The 22,306-nt window shown below is 69.9% G+C and carries 22 protein-coding genes; 9 read left to right on the top strand and 13 right to left on the bottom strand.

Going from position 1 to position 22,306, the window contains the following annotated elements:
* Window positions 1–22: 22 nt before the first annotated feature.
* From ASF53_RS00640 to thrS, 4 genes are all read left to right on the top strand, one after another.
* Window positions 23–1,420: a dicarboxylate/amino acid:cation symporter gene (locus ASF53_RS00640; RefSeq protein ID WP_056192278.1), complete on the top strand. Its 1,398-nt coding sequence runs from the start codon at window positions 23–25 to the stop codon at window positions 1,418–1,420.
* 22 nt (window positions 1,421–1,442) lie between these two features.
* Window positions 1,443–2,345, top strand: a complete 903-nt coding sequence (locus ASF53_RS00635) for an ROK family protein (RefSeq protein ID WP_502690550.1) — start codon at window positions 1,443–1,445, stop codon at window positions 2,343–2,345.
* Window positions 2,342–3,136, top strand: coding sequence for a hypothetical protein (locus ASF53_RS00630; protein ID WP_056193771.1), 795 nt, complete (start codon window positions 2,342–2,344; stop codon window positions 3,134–3,136). The genes ASF53_RS00635 and ASF53_RS00630 overlap by 4 nt, the downstream gene beginning before the upstream one ends.
* Window positions 3,137–3,456: 320 nt before the next feature.
* Window positions 3,457–5,484, top strand: coding sequence for a threonine--tRNA ligase (gene thrS / locus ASF53_RS00625; RefSeq protein WP_056192271.1), 2,028 nt, complete (start codon window positions 3,457–3,459; stop codon window positions 5,482–5,484).
* A gap of 21 nt (window positions 5,485–5,505) precedes the next feature.
* Here the strand turns inward: thrS and ASF53_RS00620 are convergent, their stop codons facing one another.
* Window positions 5,506–6,906 (bottom strand): aminotransferase-like domain-containing protein, encoded by a 1,401-nt coding sequence (locus tag ASF53_RS00620; RefSeq protein ID WP_056192268.1) that lies wholly within the window; start codon window positions 6,904–6,906, stop codon window positions 5,506–5,508.
* Between the two features lie 127 nt (window positions 6,907–7,033).
* Between ASF53_RS00620 and ASF53_RS26475 the strand changes: the two genes are divergently transcribed.
* On the top strand, window positions 7,034–7,165 hold the full coding sequence (locus ASF53_RS26475; protein WP_286134030.1) for a hypothetical protein: 132 nt from the start codon (window positions 7,034–7,036) through the stop codon (window positions 7,163–7,165).
* A gap of 206 nt (window positions 7,166–7,371) precedes the next feature.
* On the opposite strand, the gene ASF53_RS00615 is transcribed toward ASF53_RS26475, so the two are convergent.
* Window positions 7,372–7,779: a hypothetical protein gene (locus ASF53_RS00615; protein WP_056192264.1), complete on the bottom strand. Its 408-nt coding sequence runs from the start codon at window positions 7,777–7,779 to the stop codon at window positions 7,372–7,374.
* A 5-nt stretch (window positions 7,780–7,784) separates the two neighbouring features.
* Window positions 7,785–8,717, bottom strand: a complete 933-nt coding sequence (locus ASF53_RS00610) for an RgsD C-terminal domain-containing protein (protein ID WP_056192261.1) — start codon at window positions 8,715–8,717, stop codon at window positions 7,785–7,787.
* 156 nt (window positions 8,718–8,873) lie between these two features.
* On the opposite strand from ASF53_RS00610, the gene ASF53_RS00605 reads away from it, so the two are divergent.
* Window positions 8,874–9,461, top strand: a complete 588-nt coding sequence (locus ASF53_RS00605) for a nitroreductase family protein (protein ID WP_056192258.1) — start codon at window positions 8,874–8,876, stop codon at window positions 9,459–9,461.
* Window positions 9,462–9,471: 10 nt separating this feature from the next.
* Complete coding sequence (locus ASF53_RS00600; protein WP_056192255.1) at window positions 9,472–10,077, top strand: flavin reductase family protein; 606 nt, start codon at window positions 9,472–9,474, stop codon at window positions 10,075–10,077.
* Window positions 10,078–10,526: 449 nt separating this feature from the next.
* On the opposite strand, the gene ASF53_RS00595 is transcribed toward ASF53_RS00600, so the two are convergent.
* From ASF53_RS00595 to ASF53_RS00580, 4 genes are all read right to left on the bottom strand, one after another.
* Window positions 10,527–11,519: a catalase family peroxidase gene (locus tag ASF53_RS00595; protein WP_056192251.1), complete on the bottom strand. Its 993-nt coding sequence runs from the start codon at window positions 11,517–11,519 to the stop codon at window positions 10,527–10,529.
* A gap of 131 nt (window positions 11,520–11,650) precedes the next feature.
* The gene (locus tag ASF53_RS24600) at window positions 11,651–11,956 is read right to left on the bottom strand and encodes a hypothetical protein (RefSeq protein ID WP_082482267.1); all 306 of its coding nucleotides are present in this window, start codon (window positions 11,954–11,956) and stop codon (window positions 11,651–11,653) included.
* A gap of 106 nt (window positions 11,957–12,062) precedes the next feature.
* Window positions 12,063–12,650 carry a glutathione S-transferase family protein gene (locus ASF53_RS00585; RefSeq protein ID WP_056192245.1) on the bottom strand — a complete coding sequence of 196 codons (588 nt, stop codon included), beginning with the start codon at window positions 12,648–12,650 and terminating at the stop codon, window positions 12,063–12,065.
* A gap of 59 nt (window positions 12,651–12,709) precedes the next feature.
* Entirely contained in the window at window positions 12,710–13,351 is a 642-nt protein-coding gene (locus ASF53_RS00580) for an aldolase/citrate lyase/malate synthase family protein (protein ID WP_056192242.1), read from the bottom strand.
* A 178-nt stretch (window positions 13,352–13,529) separates the two neighbouring features.
* Between ASF53_RS00580 and ASF53_RS00575 the strand changes: the two genes are divergently transcribed.
* Entirely contained in the window at window positions 13,530–14,636 is a 1,107-nt protein-coding gene (locus ASF53_RS00575; RefSeq protein WP_056192239.1) for a transglycosylase SLT domain-containing protein, read from the top strand.
* Complete coding sequence (locus ASF53_RS00570) at window positions 14,633–16,273, top strand: DUF2336 domain-containing protein (protein ID WP_056192236.1); 1,641 nt, start codon at window positions 14,633–14,635, stop codon at window positions 16,271–16,273. Before ASF53_RS00575 ends, ASF53_RS00570 begins: the two co-directional genes overlap by 4 nt.
* A gap of 43 nt (window positions 16,274–16,316) precedes the next feature.
* Here ASF53_RS00570 and ASF53_RS00565 read toward each other — a convergent pair whose 3' ends face one another.
* The 6 genes from ASF53_RS00565 to ASF53_RS00540 form a co-directional block, all read right to left on the bottom strand.
* The gene (locus tag ASF53_RS00565; protein WP_056192233.1) at window positions 16,317–16,901 is read right to left on the bottom strand and encodes a hypothetical protein; all 585 of its coding nucleotides are present in this window, start codon (window positions 16,899–16,901) and stop codon (window positions 16,317–16,319) included.
* Window positions 16,902–16,937: 36 nt separating this feature from the next.
* Window positions 16,938–18,110 (bottom strand): zinc-dependent alcohol dehydrogenase, encoded by a 1,173-nt coding sequence (locus ASF53_RS00560; RefSeq protein WP_056192231.1) that lies wholly within the window; start codon window positions 18,108–18,110, stop codon window positions 16,938–16,940.
* A 167-nt stretch (window positions 18,111–18,277) separates the two neighbouring features.
* The gene (locus ASF53_RS00555; protein ID WP_200943157.1) at window positions 18,278–19,729 is read right to left on the bottom strand and encodes a UdgX family uracil-DNA binding protein; all 1,452 of its coding nucleotides are present in this window, start codon (window positions 19,727–19,729) and stop codon (window positions 18,278–18,280) included.
* A gap of 113 nt (window positions 19,730–19,842) precedes the next feature.
* On the bottom strand, window positions 19,843–21,054 hold the full coding sequence (locus ASF53_RS00550; RefSeq protein WP_056192228.1) for a putative DNA modification/repair radical SAM protein: 1,212 nt from the start codon (window positions 21,052–21,054) through the stop codon (window positions 19,843–19,845).
* Window positions 21,055–21,160: 106 nt separating this feature from the next.
* Window positions 21,161–21,592 carry an OsmC family protein gene (locus ASF53_RS00545; RefSeq protein ID WP_056192226.1) on the bottom strand — a complete coding sequence of 144 codons (432 nt, stop codon included), beginning with the start codon at window positions 21,590–21,592 and terminating at the stop codon, window positions 21,161–21,163.
* 85 nt (window positions 21,593–21,677) lie between these two features.
* Entirely contained in the window at window positions 21,678–22,301 is a 624-nt protein-coding gene (locus ASF53_RS00540; protein ID WP_056192223.1) for a RecX family transcriptional regulator, read from the bottom strand.
* Window positions 22,302–22,306: the final 5 nt, after the last annotated feature.

The following is a 22,306-nucleotide window of genomic DNA, read 5'->3' as shown; positions in this document are numbered from 1 at the left end:
AACACGGTATCGGTGAGGAAACATGGCCCATTCCGCAACGCATGATGCGGGCGCGCCCGGTACGCCCGGCACGCACACACCCTGGTACCGGGTGCTCTATATCCAGGTGCTGATCGCCATCGTGCTCGGCGTGCTGCTCGGCTGGTACAGCCCGAAAACGGGCGTGTCGCTCAAATGGATGGGCGACGCCTTCATCGCGCTGATCAAGATGCTGATCGCGCCGATCATCTTCTGCACCATCGTCCACGGCATCGCCTCGATCGGCGACCTGAAGAAGGTCGGCCGCGTCGGCCTCAAGGCCCTGATCTACTTCGAGGTCGTCTCCTCCCTCGCGCTCCTCATCGGCATCATCGTCGGCGAAGTGATCCAGCCGGGCGCCGGCTTCGGCGCCGACGTGTCGAAGCTCGATGCCAAGGCGGTCGAGGGCTATGCCACCAAGGCGGCGGCGGATTCGACCGTCGCCCACCTTCTCGGCATCATTCCGAAAAGCTTCTTCGACGCCTTCGCCACGGGCGACCTGCTGCAGGTGCTGCTGATCTCGATCCTCACCGGCGTCGTGCTCACCGGCATGGGCAAGAAGGGCGAGAGCATCACCCGCGGCATCGACGCGGCGGGTCAGGTCTTCTTCCGCATCATCGGCCTCATCGTGAAGCTCGCGCCCCTCGGCGCCTTCGGCGCCATGGCCTTCACGGTCGGCCAGTACGGCATCGGCAAGGTCATCGACCTCGCTTGGCTGGTGGGCACCTTCTACACCACCTCGCTGCTGTTCATCTTCGTCGTGCTCGGCGGCATCGCGGCGTTTGCCGGCTTCTCGATCGTCAAGTTCCTCGCCTACATCAAGGACGAGCTGCTGATCGTGCTCGGCACCTCCTCCTCCGAGACCGTGCTGCCGCACATGATGACCAAGATGAAGCGCCTGGGCGCCTCGGACTCGGTTGTCGGCCTCGTGATCCCGACGGGCTACTCGTTCAACCTCGACGGCACCAACATCTACATGACGCTCACCACCCTGTTCCTGGCGCAGGCGGTGGGCGCCGACCTCACGGTCGGGCAGTACGCGACGATCTTCATCGTCGCGATGCTGACCTCGAAGGGCGCCTCGGGCGTCACCGGCGCGGGCTTCATCACGCTGGCCGCGACGCTGGCCGCCATCCCCGGCGCGCCGGTGCCGGTGGCAGCGATGACGCTGGTGCTCGGCGTCGACAAGTTCATGTCGGAATGCCGCGCGCTGACCAACCTCATCGGCAACGGTGTCGCCACCATCGTCGTCTCCCGCTGGGAGGGCGAGCTCGACAAGAAGAAGCTCGCCGAGGTGATGGCGCATCCGGTCTCGATCGGCACCGAGATCTCCGACGAGTCGCCGGAAGGCCCCGGCGAGGATGTGCCCGCCACCGCCCCGAAGGCCGTGGCGGCGCAGTAAGCCCGCTTTGACCTCCGATCCGTTGCGAATCGGGATCGATCTCGGCGGCACCAAGATCGCCGGGATCGCGCTCGACGCCGACGGGGCGACGCGGGCCGAGACCCGCATCCCGACCCCGCGGGGGGACTATGCCGGAACCCTCGACGCCATCGCCGGCGTCGTTGCCGCTTTGGAGCACCAGGCCGGCGCGGCGGAAGCGAGCGTCGGCATCGGCATGCCCGGCGCGATCTCCCGCACCACCGGCCTCATCAAGAACGCCAGCTCGGTCTGGCTGAACGGCCGACCGTTCGCGGGGGATATCGCCGCCCGTCTCGGACGCCCGGTGCGGGTCGAGAACGACGCCAACTGCCTCGCCGTCTCGGAGGCGGTGGACGGCGCCGGCGCGGGCGAGCCCCTCGTCTGGGCGATCATCCTCGGCACCGGCGTCGGCTCCGGCATCGCGGTGCGGGGGCAGGCGCTGACGGGCCGCAACGCGATCAGCGGGGAATGGGGCCACAACCCGCTTCCCCAACCCCGCGACGACGAGCGCCCCGGCCCCGCCTGCTATTGCGGCCGCTACGGCTGCATCGAGACCTGGCTCTCCGGTCCCGGCCTCGCCGCGGACTTTTTCCGATGCACGGGCGAGAACCAGGGCGGCGAGGCGATCGTCGCTCGAGCGCAGGCCGGGGATGCGGCGGCCGGCGCGGCGATGGCGCGCTACCGCGACCGTCTCGGCCGCAGCATCGCCCATGTGGTCAACATCCTCGATCCCGACGTGATCGTGCTCGGCGGCGGCCTCTCGCGGGTCGAGGGCCTCGTCGCCGCCTTGCCGGGTGCAATCGCGCCGCACGTCTTCTCCGACCGCTTCGACACGCCGGTGCGGGCGAGCCGGTACGGAGACGCCTCGGGCGTGCGCGGCGCGGCGTGGCTGTGGGGGACGTCATGATCGATTGGCTCCGCCGCCTGTTCGGCCGGGATCGCCCGTCGGCTCCGTCCTCGACGGCCTGGAAGCCGCCGCTGCCGCAAGGGCGCGGCGAGTCGGAGATCGAGGCCCCGGCCCCATCCGTCGCGGTCTGGGAGCCTGCACCACAACCCCCGCAGCCACGCAGCGAGGCGGAGATCGACGCCGTCGAGGCGGCTCTGGAGGGCCTGATCGCCGCCGGCCTCCGGCTCGGCCCGCATTACGACGGCCAGCCCCGACGCTCCGTCGCACGGACGATGGCGGCGCATCCTGAATTCGCGGCCGGCGGCGACCACGCAACCCTGCCGCTGACGCAGCACAGCCCGGAGGCGCTGTCGATCGACATCCTGTGGAGCTACCGCGCCCTCGCGGACGGGATCGAGGACGAATTCGCCAACGCCACGATCTTCGAAGATCACTGCTACGACGGGGCCGACGCGGACACCTATCGCGCCCTGTTCGCCCGGCTGATCGCGGTCGCCGGGGTCTGGACCGGCCGCGGCATCGCTGTCGCGCGCGTGCCGGGGCTCGGCCCCTACGGCCACGGCTTCCGCGTCGCCTTCGAGACCGAACCGCCGATCCCGCCGCTGACCTTCCCGGCCGACAAGAACTTCGATTGGAGCCTGCTCGAACAGCTCGACGCGAGCCGGCCGGCGGGTGAGACGCGGCGCTTCCGGGTCGCCGCCGATGGCGGGGCGGGGCTGGTGCTGTTCCTCGACGACGCCGAGGCCCAGGCGATTGCTTTGCGCCTTGGTTGGGGGCCGGACGATCTGTGAAGGCTGCACGCAAGTCGGGTGTGTGGAAAGCTCCTCGCTCCTCATGCTGAGGTGCCGAGCGACAGCTCGGCCTCGAAGCACCCCGGAACGGTCGATCCTCGGGGACAAGTCTGCCGAGACAGCCGTTGCGGCGTGCTTCGAGGCCGCTGCGCAGCACCTCAGCATGAGGAGCCGCGCGGACACCGCAGAAGGTCCGTCGGCCAATCTGTAGGGCCGGCACACGGCCCGAACGTCACGTCAGCATTGACTTCACCCGTCCGCCTTCCGAAAACCCGCCGTCCCCTCCGCGGGGCGCGCTTGGCAAAAAACACGGTCCCATCATGCCCATCCTGACCTTCCCCGACGGCAACACCCGCGCGTACGACGCCGCGGTGACCGGTCGGACCGTGGTGGAGGGCATCGCCAAGTCGCTCGCCAAGCGCACGGTCGCCATGGCGCTCGACGGCACGGTCTGCGACCTCGACGACACGATCGAGCGCGACACCGCGATCGAGTTCATTTTTCGCGATGATGCGCGGGCGCTCGAACTGATCCGCCACGATTGCGCGCACGTACTGGCGGAAGCCGTGCAGGCGCTCTGGCCCGGCACGCAGGTGACGATCGGCCCGGTCATCGAGAACGGCTTCTACTACGACTTCGCCAAGGACGAGCCGTTCACGCCCGAGGACTTCCCGAAGATCGAAGCGAAGATGCGCGAGATCATCGCGCGCGACGCGCCCTTCACCAAGGAAGTCTGGAAGCGCGACGACGTGAAGGCGCTCTTCGCCGAGAAGGGCGAGACCTACAAGGTCGAGCTGGTCGATGCGATCCCGCCGGGCGAGGATCTGAAGATCTACCGCCAGGGCGAGTGGTTCGACCTCTGCCGCGGACCGCACATGACCTCGACGGGCAAGGTCGGCGCGGCCTTCAAGCTGATGAAGGTCGCGGGCGCCTATTGGCGGGGCGATTCCAACAACCCGATGCTGACGCGCATCTACGGCACCGCCTGGGCAACCCAAGCCGATCTCGACGCCTACCTGCACCGGCTGGAAGAGGCCGAGCGCCGCGATCACCGCCGGCTCGGCAAGGAGATGGACCTCTTCCACTTCCAGGAAGAAGGGCCGGGCGTCGTGTTCTGGCACGCCAAGGGCTGGACGATCTTCCAGGAGCTGATCGCCTATATGCGCCGCCGCCTGAAGGGCGACTACGCCGAGGTGAACGCGCCGCAGATCCTCGACAAGTCGCTGTGGGAGACCTCCGGCCACTGGGGCTGGTACCGCGAGAACATGTTCGCGGCCCAATCCGCCGGCGAGGAGGCCGAGGACAAGCGCTGGTTTGCCCTCAAGCCCATGAACTGCCCCGGCCACGTGCAGATCTTCAAGCACGGGCTGAAATCGTATCGCGACCTGCCGCTGCGGATGGCCGAGTTCGGCGTCGTCCACCGCTACGAGCCGTCGGGCGCGATGCACGGCCTGATGCGGGTGCGCGGCTTCACCCAGGACGACGCGCATATCTTCTGCACCGAGGACCAGCTCGCCGCCGAGTGCCTGAAGATCAACGACCTGATCCTCTCGACCTACGCCGATTTCGGTTTCGACCAGATTCTGGTGAAGCTCTCGACGCGGCCGGAGAAGCGCGTCGGCTCCGACGCCCTGTGGGACCACGCCGAAGCGGTGATGACGCAGGTGCTGGCGCAGATCGAAGAGCAGTCGGGCGGGCGGATCAAGACCGCGGTCAATCCCGGCGAGGGCGCGTTCTACGGGCCGAAATTCGAGTACGTCCTGCGCGACGCCATCGGCCGCGACTGGCAATGCGGCACCACGCAGGTCGACTTCAACCTGCCGGAGCGGTTCGACGCGAGCTACATCGACGCCGACAGCCAGAAGAAGCCGCCGGTGATGATCCACCGCGCCATCTGCGGCTCGATGGAGCGCTTCACCGGCATCCTGATCGAGCATTTCGCCGGGCATTTCCCGCTCTGGCTCGCGCCGGTGCAGGTGGTGGTGGCCACGATCACCAGCGACGCCGACCCTTACGCCCGCGAGGTGGTGCGGGTTCTGGAGCGCGCCGGGCTGCGGGTGGAAGCCGACCTGCGCAACGAGAAGATCAACTACAAGGTCCGCGAGCACTCGCTGGCCAAGGTGCCGGTGCTGCTGGCCCTCGGCCGCCGCGAGGCGGAGGAGCGCACGGTCTCGGTGCGCCGCATGGGCAGCCAGAAGACCACCACGATGGCGCTCGATGCGGCACTCGCCGCCTTCATCGAGGAGGCGACCTCCCCGGATCGCCGCCGGGCGGACGCCGCCGCGGAGAGCCATCCGAGCACCGACGCGGTGCTCGACGGCCAGCACGTCGAGCTTCCGGCGCCGTAAGGCGAGGCGGGGTGGGGCGTCTCACCCCTCCATCGCCCGCGCCAGTTCGGAAAAAACCCGCGGGTCGGCGCATTGCGCCACGTTGAAGCGCATGGCGCCGGCGGCGTCCTGGCTCAGCGTGAAGACGTTGCCCGGCGCCAGCACCACGCCGCGGGCGAGCGCCCGGCGGGAGATCTCGGTCGCGTCGAGGCCGTCGGGCAGGCGCGCCCAGAGGAACATGCCCCCCGTCGGCACGAAGGGCACGGTGACGCCGACCTCCGCGAGCCGCCGCACCACCGTGCCGCGGGCCTCCGCGAGCCGGGTGCGCATGGCATCGACATGGTGGCGGTAGCTGCCCTCGGCGAGGAAGCGGTGGAGGGTCGCCGCGGTGAGGTGGTTGTCGCTGAGCGAGACCGCGAGCTTGAGATCGACGAGGCGCTCGACCCAGTCGTCGCGGATCGCGATGGCGCCGACGCGGGCGCCGGTCGAGATCGTCTTCGAGAAGCCGCCGACATGGATCACCCGGTCGAGCCCGTCGAAGCCGGCCAGGCGCGGGCCCGGCTCCGCCTCGAAATCGGCATAGGCGTCGTCCTCGACGATGAGCGTGCCGTGCATCTCGGCCAGCCGCAGGATGCGGTGGACAACGACCGGGCTCAAGGTGGCGCCGGTCGGGTTCTGGAGACCCGAATTGGTGATGTAGAATCGGGGCTTATGCTCGATCAGCGCCTGCTCGAAGGCAGCCAGATCCGGCCCGTCCGGCCCGAACGGCACGCCGACCATGGTGAGGCGGTGGGCGCGGGCGAGAGCCTGGAACGAGAAGTAGCAGGGATCGTCGAGCAGCACCGTGTCACCGGGCTCGGCGAGGAAGCGAATGATCAGGTCGAGGGCGTGGGTGACGGAATCGGTCAGCACGAGCTGGTCGGGATGGGCGCGGATGCCGCGCTCGGTCAGCCGTAGCGCGAGTTGCTGGCGCAGGGGCGCGTGGCCCTGCGGCGTATCGTAGAACATCACCGCCGCGCTCTGGCGGGCAACCTGGCGCAGGGCCCGGCGCAGCTCCGCCTCCGGCAGCCAGTCCGGCGGGAGCCAGCCGCAGCCGGGCCTTAAGGAGTCCGGCCGCGCTTCGAGCGATTGCCGGGTGATCCAGACCGGATCGACCGCCCGGTCGAGCCGCGGTCCGATCGCGGTGAGGCAGAGCGGCTCGGCGCGCGCGGAGACGAAGAAGCCCGAGCCCGGCCGCGAGGCGATGGCGCCGCGCGCCGCCAACCGGTCATAGGCCTCGACCACGGTCGATTTCGAGACCTGCATGCTCTCGGCAAGGCCCCGCACCGAGGGCAGCCGGGCGCCGGGGCCGAGCGCCCGGCCCTCGATCTGCGCCTCGATGGCGCGCATCACCGTCTCGACCCGCGTGAGGACGGGTTCCGCGACCGTCACCGCCGCCGTCATGACTGTCCCTCCGAACTGTACCAGAACTTGTCCCGGACAGTTCCTCGAAATCGTACCGCATCCGTCCCTGTCGGGAAAGCGGCGGCGCCGTCATATCGGGGCCATCGAAGCAAACGGGAGACAGACCATGACGTTTTCGGAAGACACCCACGCCCAGCATCCCGGCGCCCGCGCCTGGATCGGACGGCGCCTGCGCGATGCCATCGTCCTGGCCGCCGGGGCCGCGCTCGCCCTGCCGCTGATCGTGCCGTTCGCCTGAGCGCCCGTTCGACTGGTTTCTCCAGAACCTCACCTCATCCTGAGGTGTCGCGGAGCGGCCTCGAAGGCGGGCTCCAGGGATCGCAGCGCCTTTCCGGAGCCCTCCTTCGAGGCCTCCGCTTCGCTTCGGCACCTCAGGACGAGGACATCGGCCGGACGCGCGGATTTGATCCGATAACCGGCTGACCTAACTCGCAAAACAGGCGATCAGCCGGTGGTACAGTTCGCCTCGAACAGCGCCTTCGCCCGCTCCATGGCCTTGAACGCCGCCATGGAGCCCGGGCTGCGCAGCTCCGGCCCTTCGGGCAGACGCCCGAGGAAGGGTTCGGAGAGGTCCGCCACGAACGGCCGGGGGCCGGTATAGGCGCCCATGCGGTTGCGCACATCGACCGTGCCGCACAAGGCCCCGGCCCGGCCGATCCGCAGGTCGGCGACCTTCGCCTCGGGGTCGTGCATCTGCCGCGCAATCAGGCTCAGCGCGGTCCGCGCCGCCTCCGCTCCGATATCGGTCTCCGAGCCGTCCACGACCGTCTGAGCGCCCGCCGCAGCCGCACCGGACAGGATCAGGAGGGCCGCAAGCGCGGTCTTGCTAAGCCCAGTCTTGCGCAGGCGCATCGGGCTCAGCTTCCTTTGGCCACGACTTCGATGTCGCGGTCCATGCCGCTCTCCACCTTGAACTCGCGGGTGAAGACCTGCCCGTCATGGCGGGCGATGAGAACGTAGTCGCCCTCCGCCAGCGTCACCGAGGGGAAGGCGCCGATCGCCTCGCGGATCGTGTCGCCGCCCGGCGTCAACACGCTGAAGGCGGTGCCGGCGAAGGCCTCGGAGCCGGGGGCGGCCACGAGCTTCAAGGTCACGGTCGCGGCGCGGTGGTTCATGGTCGCGTCGGTGACCTTGCCGTTCTCGACCCGGAGGTCGGCGCGCTGAATCGCGTTCGAATCGCCGTAGCTCGACACGACATGGTAGGTGCCCTCGGGCAACCGCACGATCTCGCCGGCCTTGATGCCGCTGCGCACGAGGCGGCCTTCCGAATTCGTCCCGATCGGCACATAGACCGAGAAGCCGAGCTGGTTGCCCGGAATCTTCTGGTCGCCGACCGCCCCCGACAGCTTGAGCGCGCCCGCGGCGACGCGGAGTTGATCCGTGTTGGCGGTGCCCGCCATGGTGATCCGCTTCGAGGCACTGGCATAGCCGTAGGTGACGGTGGCGACGTAGGCGCCGGCCGCGAGCTTGAAGGTCGGAGCGGAATCGTTCGAGCGGGCGACGATGGCCGGGCGGGCGCCGTCCCCGTTCTCCCCGTAGACGCGCCAGGTCAGGCCGGAGCGGATCGGCCCGTTCGCGCCGACGAAGACCGCCGAGAGCGTGAGATCCGCCTCGCCCTCTGCCGCGGGCGGGGGCAAAACCGGGCCGGTGACGCCCGGCGAGGGCAGGCCCGGCCCGAACGGCGTCGGGGCCTGCGCGGCGGCGGGCGGGATCGCGAGGAGCGCGGCCAAGACACCGACCAAGGCACTGACCGAGGCGACGATTCGGCAGCCTGCGGACCCGCGTCCCATCGTCCCTCGATCCTTCTGTCCGCGCCGTCCGGGGCCATCTTGGCCCTCGTTGCGCTCGTGATGCACCCGCGCGCTCTTGAAACCCGACCGTGGCGGCGGCATGGCGGTCGGTCAGTGAGCGTCGCCCATCCTTCAGCCCCCGCACGCGGATTGTCCATGACCGAGCTTCGAGACCCCGCGCAGGCCGGCACCCTCGACCTGCTGCGCACCCGCCGCTCGGTGCCGCCGATGCTGCTCGACGGGCCCGGCCCGTCGCCGGAAGAACTCGACGGCTGGCTGACCATTGCGGCGCGGGTGCCCGACCATGGCAAGCTGGCCCCCTGGCGCTTCCTCGTGATCGAGGGCGAGGCGCGCGAGCGCGTCGGCGCGATCCTCGAGCGGACCTTCCTGGCCGATTTTCCGCAGGCCGACGAGAAGCGGCGCGCCCAGGAGCGGCAGCGCCTCGCCCATGCGCCGACGGTGGTGGCTGTCGTCTCCCGCGCCGGGCCGCATGTCAAAATCCCCGAATGGGAGCAGGTGCTCTCAGTCGGCGCCGTCTGCATGAACCTCGTGGTGGCAGCCAACGCCGCGGGCTACGCCTCCGCCTGGCTCACCGAGTGGTTCGCCTATGACCGCCGGGTGCTCGATGCCCTGGGTCTCGACCCGGCCGAGCGCATCGCCGGCTTCATCCATATCGGCCGCGCCCGCGAAGTGCCTTCCGACCGGCCGCGGCCGGACCTCGCCCAGATCGTCACGCGGCTTTGAGGGTTGCCCCATGCATTACGAAGCCGAGACGCCCAGCCTGCCGCACAACCCGCTGAAAGCCATCGTCGCCCCGCGCCCGATCGGCTGGATCAGCGCCATGGACCGGGCGGGCCGGGTGAACCTCGCGCCCTACTCGTTCTTCAACGCGGTCGGCGGCGAGCCCGACATGGTGATGTTCTCCTCCTCGGGCCGCAAGGACGCGATGACCTTCGCGGAAGAGGGCGGCGAGTTCGTGTGCAGCCTCGCCACCTTCGATCTGCGCGAGGCGGTCAACGCCACCTCGGCGCCGCTGGCCCGGGGCGAGAGCGAGTTCGGCTTTGCCGGGCTGACCCCCGCGCCGTCGCGCCGGGTGCGCCCGCCCCGCGTCGCGGAATCGCCCGCGGCGATCGAGTGCAAATGGCTTCAGACCGTGCCGCTTGTGCCGCTCGGCGGTGGTGAGCCCGCGAACTTCATGGTGATCGGGCAGGTGGTCTCGATCTACGTGGACGACCGCTTCGTGAAGGATGGCCGGGTCGATACCGGCGCCATGCGCCCGATCCTGCGCGGCGGCTATTTCGATTATTTCACCACCGAGCCCGAGAACCGGTTCGAGCTGCGGCGGCCGAAAGGCGCTTGAACGCGGGGTAAGCTCGTAATCCGCGTGATTGCTGTCTGATCCGTCAAGTGCAGCACCCGCGCCCCGACCTCAGCACCGCGCTTTCCGGAACAGGGCCGAGCGCCTGCGGTTGGTCCCGCAGAACGGCACCGACGACCTGCCGCATTCGGGAGCGAACGCATGATGGGACTGTCTGGACGCGGAATGTGCCTCGGTACGGCGCTGCTCGCCTGTCTCGCCGGCAGCGCTGCGGCAACTGAGGACAAACGGGCCGCGTCCCCGCCCCCGGCACAGGACCGGAATCAGGCCGGCCCCTCCACGGGCAGCGTGGGTGCGGGTGGACTGACCGGCTCGGGCGCTACGAAGGACGGGGCCCGCACCGGTGCGTCGGATGCGCCGCGGCCCGCCGGATCCTCGGCTCCGGCCGCCGGGACCGCCCGCTAGGCGGAGCGACCCCGGCCACGCATCACCTATTGCGCGCGCCGGCCGAACGACACGGCGTAGGCCTGGACGCGCGCATCGATCAGCGGATCATCCGAGACCTCGATGCCGTCGGTGAGCGCGTTCGGCATGAACAGCAGCGCCTTCTCGGCCTCGGCGCTGTCCGGCACGACCTTGGTGACCGTCAGCGTGCCGAGATCGACGGTCTTGCGGCTCTCCGGCCACGGCTTCGTGGCATCGTTGGTGGGGTCGCCCGCCTCTGCGAGCTGCGCCAGCACCCGGAACTTCGCCGGCTCCTTGGCGACGCGCGGGCCGATCTCGTCCATGAGGTAGTTCGGCTCCCGCTTGGCCGCTTCCGGGGCGGGTAAAATCTCCTCGCCCTGGACCGGCACGAAGCGGAAGCGGAACGGCTGCCGCTTGCCGTCCTTATCGACGAAGATGAAGGCGTTGACGCCGTTATAGATCTGCCGGGCGAAGCTCGACGGGGTCTTGGCCGTGGACCCCGCCGTGGCGGCGGCGGGGTGCGTGGCGACGAAGCGCTCCAGCGCCGTCGGCTTCTGCGCGTCCGGCCCGCTCTGGGACACCGCCGTCAGCAAGTCGCGGAACTCCTCGCCCGTGGCGACGGGGAAGTAGGCCAGCGAGTTCACGACGACGTCCATGTCGGCGCCGTCGCTGAGCTTGAACTTGAGCGACATGCCGTGCGGATTGGCGTTGGCGGCGCCATCGGCGATCGTCGGCACACCGGTCGCATCCGAAAAGCGGATCGTCACCGGCACTTCCGGCCCGGCGAACAGGGACGCCTTGCTGATCTTCGCGGCGTCGGCGGAGGGGGTGAAGCTGCCCTCGGCGACGACCCCCTTGGCGTGGTTGGCCCGCTTGCCGGGATGCTTGCCGAATAGCTTGTTCATGACGTCGATCGTCTGCTCGGCCGTCGAGCTGTCCTGCGCTCGGGCCGGAAGGCCGCAGACGAGAGCCAGCGCGACGCCCGCAGCCAGGGCACGTCCGTATCGTGAGACCACCATTCATTCCTCTCGGGGCATGTCGCGACATGGGACAGGGGCCACCCCCGCGAAATGGAACGGTTTTAATCCGAAGCAAGCGGCCAGGCTTCGGTTAGCAGAGCGCACCGGCGATCGCCGCCCCCGCCGGAGGCTCACGAACAATCCGGCTCACCGGGGATCGCGTCGAACATCCTTGGGCCTGGATACGCCCGCGGGTGATCGACGATCCGCACCTCCAGGCGGCACGGGCCGGCGCGCACGAGGAAACGGTCGGTGTCCAGACGCTCGACCACGTCGATCGGGTGACCTTCCAAAGCCTTGGCGGCGACTTCCAGAACCTTCTGAAGCTCATGGAAGCGCTGCCAAGAGGGCGGCAGGGCGCTTCGGGCGGGAGTGGCGAGGGTCACGCCGACCAGGAGTGCTGCCAATGCCGGGGCGGCGCGGTTCCCTGATGCCATGGCTTGATCCCGTTCGAGGACGTGGTGGGTCGGCAAGCCGACGGGGTTTCGATGCCGGGAGCATCGTTGTTTTCAAAAACAGGTGGCCGGCTCTCGGAACGAGGCTTCAACCGGCAATGCCGAGCCCGGCCTCGACGCGGGCGATCCAGGCCCGCAAGGCCGGATAGGGCACGAGATCGAAGCCGCCCTCGTGGGCGAGGCGGGTGTAAGCCACGAGGGCCACGTCGGCGAGGCTCAGGTGAGAGCCGACGAGGAACGGCCGCTCGGCTAGGGCGCCCTCCATCAGCGCGAGCGCGGCGTGGCCCCGCTCGAACAGCTTCGGTTCCAGCTCGGCCTCGGACCGGCCGAGATAGAGAAGCTGGAAGCGGCGCACGGCGATGTAGGGCTCGTGGCTGTACTGCTCCCAGAACAGCCATTGCCGTATCTTCGCCTGCGCGAAGGCGTCCGCCGGGATCAGCGCGGAATCGCGGGCGAGATAGCCGATGATCGCGTTCGACTCGGCGAGGCTGCGCCCGTCCTCCAGCACGAGGGTCGGCACGCGCCCGTCCGGGTTGAGGGCGAGGAAGTCCGGCGTGCGCGTCTCGCCCTTCAGGATGTCGAGCTCGCGCCAATCGAGAGCGATCCCGAGATGCGCCGCAACCCAGGCCACCTTCAGGCAATTGCCCGACTTGCGATCACCGTAGACAGTGAACATAGCCACCTCTTCTGTCCCGCTTGCGGCCGAGGGATGCCTCACCCGGCCCCGTCGCGCGATCAGCCTGCGACGCTTCCCGAGGCAGCGACCACGACCCACTCGAAGCCGTCCTGCCGCGCCGCCGCAAGCCGCTCGGGTGAGCAATCCTCGCCCGCTGTCAGCATGTCGAAGGCGGCGACACCCGCCGCCGACGCGGCGAGGCGAACAAGGCTGCGGGCCTGGGCGAGCGCGGCTGGCGCACGAAGGCCCGCCGGAATCGCCGTCCCGTCGAGGCCGAGGCCGGCCAGCCGCGGGCTCGCTCCGGCAAAGCTGCGCGCGTCGAGCACGCCAAGGGGATGGCCGATCGCGGCCAGGATCACGGTCACGCCGTCGGGCAGCCCGGCCTGCGCCTCGCAGACGGCGAGCCGGCCCCCGAGGGCGGCCACGTCCCGGCCGGTGCGCGCATTGCGCAGCAGCACACCGTCCGGCCTCTGCACGATCAGCGCGTCGAGGCCGGAATCGTCGGCCCCGTCGTGCGCGGCGTAGAGCGTCAGATCCGGCCGGCGCGCCCGCAGATCCGCCATGAGCCCCGGCGGAAGCGCGGCCTCGAACACCAGCGCATCCGCGCCCGCCGCCAGAGCCACATAGGCCGATGCCGCGTCGGTGATGGTGATCGCGCGGCGCGGCGCGTCAGGCTCAGGATGGGTCGAGGCGGGGCGCATGCGGTCTTCGATGGGTCGGAGCGAATTCGATGGCGGCCTTTCTGCCCAAGCGGGCGGAAAACCTACGCTTTTCTCGCAAAGCGACGCGCCGGAAGCGGCCACATTCAAGCTTCCTTTACCATATGCGCAGGAAAGTCGGGTCTCGCGGGACCGAGTGACGGTCCCGGCGGGACACGTCATGTTCCTGTTCACCAATTCTCCCGTCGCCACCCGCGAGACCGCCGCCCCGGCGCGGGCCGCCGCGGCGAGCGGCGAGGTCGTCGATGCGATCCGCGAAGGGGCGCAGACGAGCGGCGTCGGCTTCGACTACCTGCTCGCCACGGCTCAGCGCGAATCGAGCCTCAACCCCTCGGCCAAGGCCAGCACCTCGACGGCGACCGGCCTGTTCCAGTTCATCGAGCAGACCTGGCTCGGCGTCATGAAGAATGCCGGGCCCAAGCTCGGCCTCGCCTCCTACGCCGACGCGATCTCGTCGGGCGCGGATGGCCGCTACTCCGTGGCGGACCCGGCGGCGCGGCAGGCGATCCTCGACCTGCGCCGCGATCCCAAGATCTCGGCGGCGATGGCGGGCGCGCTGACCCAGCGCAACGGCGAGGCGCTGAGCGCGGCGCTCGGGCGCGAGCCGAATGCGGGCGATCTCTACGCCGCCCACGTCCTCGGGGCGAAGGGCGCGAGCGCCTTGATCGCCTCGGCGCAGGCGAACCCATCGCGGCCCGCCGCCCTCGACCTGCCGGAGGCAGCCGCGGCCAACCGCAGCCTGTTCTACGACCGCGCCGGGCGCCCGCGCAGCGCCTCCGAACTCTACGGAGTGTTGAGCCAGACCACCTCCGGCGTGGCGACCCCGGTCGCGACCGCCGCGGCCGAGGCGAACCCGCCGACCGCCTACGCCTCGCTGGAGGGCGGCCTGCGCTCGCTGTTCCAGACCGACCGGCGCCAGGGCGCGGTCTCGGAGGGCGTGGCCAAGCTCTGGCAGAACCGCGCCGCCGCGAGCACCGCGGAGCGCACCGGCCCGACTTACTTTCCGCGCTCCGACGCCTGGAACGAGAGCGAGAGCACGGCCGCGCCGAGCGCCGTCACGACGACGGGCACGGCCGTGGCGGAAACCGCAGCCACCGCGGAGCCCATCGTCGTGCCGCTTCCGCCGCGCCGGCCCGCCGGACTGACGGCGACGGCGGCCGCGACCACCACCTTCATGGCCGGCCCGACTCCGGACCGGCCGCCCGCCACCACTGCGAAAAACTCGCTGTTCGATCCCTCCGCCTTCCGGCTCAGGAGCGGCTCATGATTCTCCGCCAGTTCCTCACCCTCACCCAGAACGCATCCGCCGAGCGGCGCGCCGAAGCCGCGGGCGCGCTGGCGAGCAGCTACCTCCAGGGCACGCTGGGGCCGGAGGCGGCCTGGGAAGCCAAGACGACCCTGCTCGCCCTGCTCGACGACCCCGCCGCGGCGGTGCGCCGGGCGCTGGCGCAGGCCTGCGCCGATTCGGATCAGGCGCCGCGCCCGCTGATCGTGGCGCTCGCCTCCGACCAGCCGGACATCGCCTGCCTCGTGCTGGCGCGCTCGCCCGTGCTGATGGATGCCGACCTCGTGGATTGCGTGGCGATGGGCTGCGAGGAAACCCGCACCGCCGTGGCCGGGCGGCTCGACCTGTCGAAGCCGGTTGCCGCCGCGCTGGCGGAGGTGGGGGGCGCGCCCTCGCTCATCGCCCTGGCCAACAATCCCCTCGCCGCGATCGGCACCGCCGCTTTGCTGCGGATGGTCGAGCGGCACGGCGACGACGCGGCCTTGCGCCAAGCCCTGCTCGCGCGCACCGATCTCGCCATCGAGGTGCGCCACGCCATCGTCACCCTGATCGCCGAGCAGCTCTCGCGCCTGGGCCAGGATGCCGGCTGGATCAGTTCCGAGCGCGGCACTCGGACCGCCCGCGAAGCCCGCGACGCCGCCGCCCTTGCGCTCAGCGACGAGGCCGGGGAAACGGGGCTCGCCCGGCTCGTCGCGCATCTGCGGGTGCAGGAGCAGCTCACTGCCGGGCTGATGCTGCGGGCGGTTCTCTCCCTGCGCCTGCCCTTCGCGGAGATGGCGTTCGCCGAATTGAGCGGCCTCAGCCGCGCCCGCGTCGCTGGGCTGATGCGCGAGCCGCACGGGGCGGGCTTTTCAGCCCTGCACCGCCGCGCCGGCTTGCCCGACCTGCTGCTGCCGGCGGTGCGCGCGGCGCTGACCGTGTGGCGCGATTCCGATGACGGCCGCAACGGCATCGACGGGCCGCGTCTCGCCCGCTCGATGATCGAGGCGGCGCTGACCGCCTGCGAGACCCTACCCTTCACCGAGGCGCGCGGCCTGATGGCGCTGCTCGCCCGCTTCGAGGCCGAAGCGGCCCGCGACGAGGCCCGCATCCTGGCGCATGAACAGGCTCAGGCGCAGGCGCGGGAAACGGGCGAGGAGCCCATCCTGCTCACCGCACCGACGCCGGTGGAAGCCGTCGCGACCGCGCCGTCCGAAATCCTCGTCCTGTCTTCGGCCTTCGCGGCGCCCGAGCCGAGTCTACCCGACGCCTCCACCGCGTGGCCGCTGGCGCCCCGGCCGGAAGACCGGATCGGCGCGACGGTGGTCTCGGCCGGGCCGGACGCGGCGATCGTGCCGGATTCGGCCGAGATCGTGCTCGCCGGCCTCGCTGACGCGATCATGGCGCAGTTCATGGCCGACCGGACCGCCGCCTCGGTGTCGATCCCGGCCCAGCTCGTGGCGCCCTCGCCGGAGCCGGAGATTGTCCCGGAACGCGTGTCCGAGATCGCGCACGAAATCGTGGTCGAGCCCAAGCGCATCGCCCGTCCGCGCGCGATCGCCGTGGCGGTGGCTGCCGGCATGATCCCGGAACACCTGATCCTCAGCTACCGCGCGGACCGGGAGCGCCTCGCGGCGTGACGCGACACCGGCGCGGCGACGGCTCTTACGCCGCCTCTGCGTCTTACGCCTCGGCCGACGTCCAAGCCCGCATCGCCTGCGGCCCGACGATGTCGAGCGGCGGCTCGAAATCGCGGGCTCGGCCGCGCATCGCCTCGGGCGATTCCGGGAAGCCGCTGCGGCGGCCGTAATCGCTGCGGACCCGGCGCGAGGGACGGAGCGGCGCCTCCGACAGGTTGCGGGCGCAGACCAGATCGAGGGCGGTGACCCCGGCCAGCGCCATGAGCGCAATCATCGCGTTGCCTCGTCGCGGGTTGGTCTCCTCCAGGGCCGGCAACACTGTGGCGATGTCGACGGCATCACCCCCGACCCGCCCCCAGATCCAGGGCGTCGGATCCGTCGTGCCGAGGATGCCGACGCCGGTGACGATCTCGCGCACGCCATAGGCTTGGATGACGGGGGTCAGCTCCGGCTTGCCGAGCCAGCGGGCGATCGCCGCGCCGCCAAAGATCTCGGCGGCGCCGAGACCGAGAGAGAACCAGCCGAGCCCCTGGGCGAGCCCTTCCGTCGCGGGGTCGGGTCGCCTTCGAGAATCCGGCGCGATCCGGGCGAGCGCGCCGCTCTTCGATCCGTCGCTGTCGCGGGCCATGACACCTCCGCTTTCGAGTTTGAATCGGGTCCGTCGTCAGGGCCGCAGCACGACCTTGATGCAATTGTCCTTCTTGTCCCGGAACGTCCGGTACAGCTCGGGGCCTTGTTCCAACCCGGCTCGGTGGGTGATGACGAACGAGGGATCGATCTGGCCCTCCTCGATCCTCCGGACGAGGTCGTCGCTCCAGCGGTTCACATGGGTCTGGCCGGCGCGGAGGGTCAGGCCTTTGTTCATCAATGCGCCCATCGGCATCTTGTCGACGAGGCCGCCATAGACGCCGGGGACCGAGAGGATGCCGGCGGGACGGCAGACATAGATCATCTCCCGCAGCACCGAGCCGCGATCGCTCTCCAGCATCATCGCCTGCTTCACCCGATCGTAGACCTGCTCGACGGCGCGGGGCGAATGCGCCTCCATGCCGACCGCATCAATGCACTTCTCCGGCCCCTTGCCCTGGGTCAGCTCGTTCAGGCGCTCGACCGGGCTCTCATGGGTGTTGTCGATGACGATGGCGCCGCCGGCGCGCGCCATCTCGAGGCGTTCGGGCACGCTGTCGATACAGATCACTTGTTTGGCGCCGAGCAGGATCGCCGAGCGGATCGCCATCTGCCCGACCGGGCCGGCGCCCCAGATCGCCACCGTATCGGTCGGCTGAATGTCGGCCTGCACCGCCGCCTGCCAGCCGGTGGGGAAGATGTCGCCGAGGAACAGCACCTGCTCGTCGGTGAGCGAATCCGGCACCTTGATATGCGTGCGGTCGGCAAACGGCACGCGGACATACTCGGCCTGCCCGCCGGCATAGCCGCCGGTCAGATGCGAGTAGCCGAACAGGCCGGCGGTGCCATGGCCGAACGCCTTGTCGGCTAGATTCCGGTTGCGGTTCGTGCGCTCGCAGACCGAGAAGAAGCCGCGCTTGCACTGGTCGCACTCGCCGCAGGTGATGATGAACGGGATCACCACCCGCTCGCCCTTCTTCAGCGTGCCGTTCAGGCCGCGGCCGGTCTCGACCACCTCGCCCATGAATTCGTGGCCAAGGATGTCACCCTTCTTCATCGCCGGGATGACGTGATCGTAGAGATGAAGGTCCGAGCCGCAGATCGCGCAGGCCGTGACCTTGATGATCGCGTCGCGATCGTCTTCGATCTCGGGATCGGGAACGGTGTCGCAGCGGATGTCCTGGGTGCCGTGCCAGACGAGGGCTCTCATCGGATCTCTCCCAAGGATTCTTTTCGGGCCTGCGCGAATGCTTGCGCGCGCTGCCGGGATATCCGCGGGATGGCGGGTTTTGTTTCGACCTTGATCGATGATGTTTGGGCTTGCTTACAATTGATCGTTCTTCAGCGTCACGGCTTCTCCCGGCCGAAACGCTCGCCTCACGCCGCCAGGGCGTTTGCCCGCCTCAGGTCTTCGACGAAGACTTGATAGGCGGCCTCTTTCGCCTCGTCGGGCAGGCGCAGCAGGTAAGAGGGGTGGACCGTGATGAAGCCCGCGAAGGGCCGCGCGAAATCGGCGGGACCGCGGGCGCGGGTGATCGGGATTGACTTGCCCGTCAGCGATAGCACCGCGGTGGCCCCCAAAGCCACGACGAGTTTGGGGGCGACGAAGTCCAGCTCCTTCTCGAGCCACCAGCGATAATGGCTCACCTCGCCCGCGGTCGGCTTCTCGTGGATGCGGCGCTTGCCGCGCAGCGTAAACTTGAAATGCTTGACGGCATTCGTGAGGTAGGCCTCGCGCCGGTCGATCCCCGCCTCTTCCAGCGCGCGGGAGAGAAGCTGCCCCGCCGGCCCGACGAAGGGCCGGCCCTGGCGGTCTTCCTGATCGCCCGGCTGCTCGCCGACGAAGACGATCCGCGCGCCGACCGGCCCCTCGCCGAGAACGGCCTGGGTGGCACCGGGCACCAGCGGTTCGGAGCGGGCGATGATCGCGTTGAGGGCGTCCAGCGAGTCCGGCTCGTCCTTGGCCATCTTCGCCACGGCGCGGACGGGGTCGCGCTTGGCCGGCATCGTCGGCTCCTTCTCGATCATCGCCTGCGCGCGGGCGCTCGCGGCCCGCACGAGGGCGGGAATCGCCGCCGTTTCCGGCATGTTCCGCCAGTACTTGCGGGGCATCTCGGCGCGCATGGCGTCGAGGTTGAGCCGAGCGGGATTGAAGGTGCTCTCGTAATAGTCGCGCCAGCCGGCCTCGAAGCCGTCGCCCTCGGGCACGTCCTCCCGGCGGCCGGACGGGCCGAAGCGGAGCGCGCCGTCCCAATGCGCCGAACCCTCCGGGGTCAGGATCGACCATGTCAGCGCGCGGAAGCGATCGACGAAGAAGGGCGCGGCGGCTTCCAGGATGTGATGGTCGGGCTCGAACCACGCCACGAAGCGCTCGGGCCCCTCCCCCGGCATCCGGCGGAAGCGCAGGAAGGCGTGCATCTTGTGCAGGTCGCGGCCGATCGCCTTGCGCATCCGGTGCAGCCGGTGGACGAGCGGATCGCTCAACACCTCCATCATCGCCCGCTCACCATGCAGGACGCGCCAGAGCAGGGCGTAGAGCAGGCCGTAGCGCTCGGGATCGCGGTGGGGCACCACCATCGGGATCAGCTCGGTCACCGCGCGGGGGAGCCGGAGCGGCGGGCCGTCCACGGGGGCGGTCTCGGCGCCGAACAGGCTCGGGGCTTCGGTCTGCCAGACGACGTTTTCGGGCGGGATCTCGGCCGCGATCAAGCGGCGGGCCGCCGCGCGAAAGCCTGAGAGATCCGCACCGGGGGCGAGACTGACGACGTGGATGCCGCCGCAAAAATGCCCTCCCCCCTCTGCGGGGGAGGGTGGCCCCTGCGTCAGCAGGGGTCGGGAGAGGGGAGCGCCGCTTCCGGAAGGACCTGAGCCAGCCCCTCTCCCGCCCGCTCCGCGGGCACCCTCCCCCGCAGAGGGGGGAGGGTTTTGTGCGGGCTTGCCCATCAGAACAGGCTCAACTGCTCAGCCGGCTCCGCAAGCTTCGCCCGCAGATCGAGCCGGTCGGTCAGCGTCGTCGGCCGGAAATCCTCGGCGATGAGGAAGGGCCGCGCCCGCTTCAGCCCCGAACTCAGCCGGGCGACGTCGTCGAGGCGCAGGCGGCCGTGGCGGCGGGCCTTGATGATGGCATCGACCGCCCGTGCCCCGAGCCCCGGCACCCGCAGCAGCATCTCGCGGTCGGCGCGGTTCACATCGACGGGAAAGCGGTGGCGGTTCTTGAGCGCCCAGGCGAGCTTGGGGTCGATGTCGAGGGCGAGCATGCCGTCCTCGGAGGCCCCGGCCACGTCGTCGGGGGAGAACTCGTAATACCGGATCAGCCAATCGGCCTGATACAGCCGGTGCTCGCGCCGCAGCGGCGGCGCCTGCGGTGGCAGGGCGGCGGAGGCGTCGGGGATCGGGCTGAAGGCCGAGTAGTAGACGCGTTTGAGCCCATAGGTGCCGTAGAGCAAAGCGGATTTGCGGATCATCGCCTCGTCGGTGGTGGCATCGGCCCCGACGATCACCTGCGTCGATTGCCCGGCCGGCGAGAAGCGGCGCCGCTCTTCCTTGGCCTGAATAATGCGCTCGCCGATCTGGCCCATCGCGCTCTCGATCGCCGCCCCATCCTTCTCCGGCGCGAGGCGGTTCAGGCTCGCCTCGGTCGGCAGTTCGAGGTTGATTGAGAGCCGGTCGGCGTAGAGGCCCGCCTCCTCGATCAGCCAAGGGCTCGCCTCGGGGATCGACTTGAGGTGGATGTAGCCGCGAAAGCCGTGCTCGCGCCGGAGCTTCTTGGCGACGCGGGTCAGCATCTCCATCGTGTAGTCGGGCGAGCGGATGATGCCCGACGAGAGGAACAGCCCCTCGATGTAGTTGCGCTTGTAGAACTCGATCGTCAGCGTCACGACCTCCTCGACCGAGAAGCGCGCGCGGGCGACGTTCGAGGAGCGCCGGTTCACGCAATAGGCGCAGTCGAACAGGCAGTAATTGGTCAGCAGGATCTTGAGCAGCGACACGCAGCGCCCGTCCGGCGTGTAGGCGTGGCAGATGCCGGCGCCCGTGGTCGAGCCGAGCCCGTCCGCGCCGGCCTTGCGCTTGGGCGCCCCGGAGGACGCGCAGGAGGCGTCGTATTTGGCGGCATCCGCGAGGATGCGCAGCTTGCGCGCGAGCTTCTCGTCCATCGAACGGAAGATGAACGCCCACGCGCCGGGATCAATGCGGCGCGTTAGCCCGCGCACCGGAAAAGCGCCCTCCCACCGCGCGACGCGGCGAGAGGGCCAAGATGACTCAGCTTGGGCTCAGCGTCTTGTCGAGGGTGATCTCGGCGTTGAGCACCTTTGAGATCGGGCAGCCCTTCTCGGCATTGCCGGCGAGTTCGTCGAACTTCGCCTGATCAATGCCGGGGATCACCGCCTTGAGGGTGAGGGCCGACTTCGTGACCTTGAAGCCGTCGCCGTCCTTCACGAGCGTGACGACCGCCTTGGTGTCCAGCGACGTCGCCTTGAGGCCGGCCGATTGGAGCTGGAAGGCGAGCGCCATGGTGAAGCAGCTCGCATGCGCCGCCGCGATCAGCTCCTCCGGATTGGTGCCGGGCTCGTTCTCGAAGCGGGTGTTGAAACCGTAGGGATTCTCCGAGAGCACGCCGGACTGCGTCGTGATCGTGCCCTTGCCGGTCTTGCCGTCGCCTTCCCAATGGGCGCTCGCGTGGCGGTCGGTCATGTATCGTCCTCGTCGTCTTCAAGCGGAAGCGATCCGCGTGGCCTCCGACGTGGAGCGGGAAACGGGCATGTCGAGGGGGAAGCCCTCACTCTTGGTTGTCGGATGTCGCGTCTTCGTCTGCCTGGCCGGCGAGCACGGCCTTGGCGAGCGCGTAGGAAAACCCCGCCCGCGCCATGGCGGCGAGGTCGCGCTCGCGGTTGGCCTCGCGGGTTTCCGGCCGGCGATAGGGGCCGAGGCGGCGGCGGCGGGCATAAGCAACGGCCGCCTTTTCTTCCGTATCGGCCTCGCCCTCTTGTGTCCCGGCCGCCTCGTCCTCCTCGGCGAGGGTCGCCGCGATCGTCTCCCGGTCGATCCCCTTGGCGGCGAGCCGCGCCTGCGCCTGCCGGGTCGACGTACCGCGCCGCCTCAGGCCGCGCAGGCGGGCGGCGGCGAAGCGCGCGTCGTCCACGAGCCCGGCCCGCTGCGCGCGGGCGACCGTCTCCTCGATCAGCCCGGCATGCGCGCTCGCATCCTCGTCGCGGGAGCGGCAGCGGCGCTCGATGCGGCGGGCGAGCACCCGACGCAGCATCTCGGACGAGGCGCCGTAGCGGTCGAGATAATGCGTCGTCACCCGTTCCAGCCAGGCGGCGGTGACCGGCGGCTCGGGCCTTGCTTCGCGTCGCCCATCGGTCGGGCCATCACGTCGGCTTGAAACGGTTCGCGGATTCATTCGTT

Source organism: Methylobacterium sp. Leaf123 (assembly GCF_001423405.1).
Classification (GTDB): Bacteria; Pseudomonadota; Alphaproteobacteria; order Rhizobiales; family Beijerinckiaceae; genus Methylobacterium.
This window is presented reverse-complemented; position numbering and strand designations above follow the sequence as displayed.

Bases quoted from the DNA above. Each gene is read 5' to 3' on its own strand.
- ASF53_RS00560 (WP_056192231.1), bottom strand. From the start codon at position 18,110: ATGAGAGCCCTCGTCTGGCACGGCACCCAGGACATCCGCTGCGACACC.
- ASF53_RS00615 (WP_056192264.1), bottom strand. From the start codon at position 7,779: ATGCGCCTGCGCAAGACTGGGCTTAGCAAGACCGCGCTTGCGGCCCTC.
- ASF53_RS00570 (WP_056192236.1), top strand. From the start codon at position 14,633: ATGATTCTCCGCCAGTTCCTCACCCTCACCCAGAACGCATCCGCCGAG.
- ASF53_RS00620 (WP_056192268.1), bottom strand. From the start codon at position 6,906: ATGACGGCGGCGGTGACGGTCGCGGAACCCGTCCTCACGCGGGTCGAG.
- ASF53_RS00605 (WP_056192258.1), top strand. From the start codon at position 8,874: ATGACCGAGCTTCGAGACCCCGCGCAGGCCGGCACCCTCGACCTGCTG.
- ASF53_RS00550 (WP_056192228.1), bottom strand. From the start codon at position 21,054: ATGGACGAGAAGCTCGCGCGCAAGCTGCGCATCCTCGCGGATGCCGCC.
- ASF53_RS00545 (WP_056192226.1), bottom strand. From the start codon at position 21,592: ATGACCGACCGCCACGCGAGCGCCCATTGGGAAGGCGACGGCAAGACC.
- ASF53_RS00540 (WP_056192223.1), bottom strand. From the start codon at position 22,301: ATGAATCCGCGAACCGTTTCAAGCCGACGTGATGGCCCGACCGATGGG.
- thrS (WP_056192271.1), top strand. From the start codon at position 3,457: ATGCCCATCCTGACCTTCCCCGACGGCAACACCCGCGCGTACGACGCC.
- ASF53_RS00595 (WP_056192251.1), bottom strand. From the start codon at position 11,519: ATGGTGGTCTCACGATACGGACGTGCCCTGGCTGCGGGCGTCGCGCTG.
- ASF53_RS00600 (WP_056192255.1), top strand. From the start codon at position 9,472: ATGCATTACGAAGCCGAGACGCCCAGCCTGCCGCACAACCCGCTGAAA.
- ASF53_RS00585 (WP_056192245.1), bottom strand. From the start codon at position 12,650: ATGTTCACTGTCTACGGTGATCGCAAGTCGGGCAATTGCCTGAAGGTG.
- ASF53_RS26475 (WP_286134030.1), top strand. From the start codon at position 7,034: ATGACGTTTTCGGAAGACACCCACGCCCAGCATCCCGGCGCCCGCGCC.
- ASF53_RS24600 (WP_082482267.1), bottom strand. From the start codon at position 11,956: ATGGCATCAGGGAACCGCGCCGCCCCGGCATTGGCAGCACTCCTGGTC.
- ASF53_RS00630 (WP_056193771.1), top strand. From the start codon at position 2,342: ATGATCGATTGGCTCCGCCGCCTGTTCGGCCGGGATCGCCCGTCGGCT.
- ASF53_RS00610 (WP_056192261.1), bottom strand. From the start codon at position 8,717: ATGGGACGCGGGTCCGCAGGCTGCCGAATCGTCGCCTCGGTCAGTGCC.
- ASF53_RS00565 (WP_056192233.1), bottom strand. From the start codon at position 16,901: ATGGCCCGCGACAGCGACGGATCGAAGAGCGGCGCGCTCGCCCGGATC.
- ASF53_RS00640 (WP_056192278.1), top strand. From the start codon at position 23: ATGGCCCATTCCGCAACGCATGATGCGGGCGCGCCCGGTACGCCCGGC.
- ASF53_RS00575 (WP_056192239.1), top strand. From the start codon at position 13,530: ATGTTCCTGTTCACCAATTCTCCCGTCGCCACCCGCGAGACCGCCGCC.
- ASF53_RS00580 (WP_056192242.1), bottom strand. From the start codon at position 13,351: ATGCGCCCCGCCTCGACCCATCCTGAGCCTGACGCGCCGCGCCGCGCG.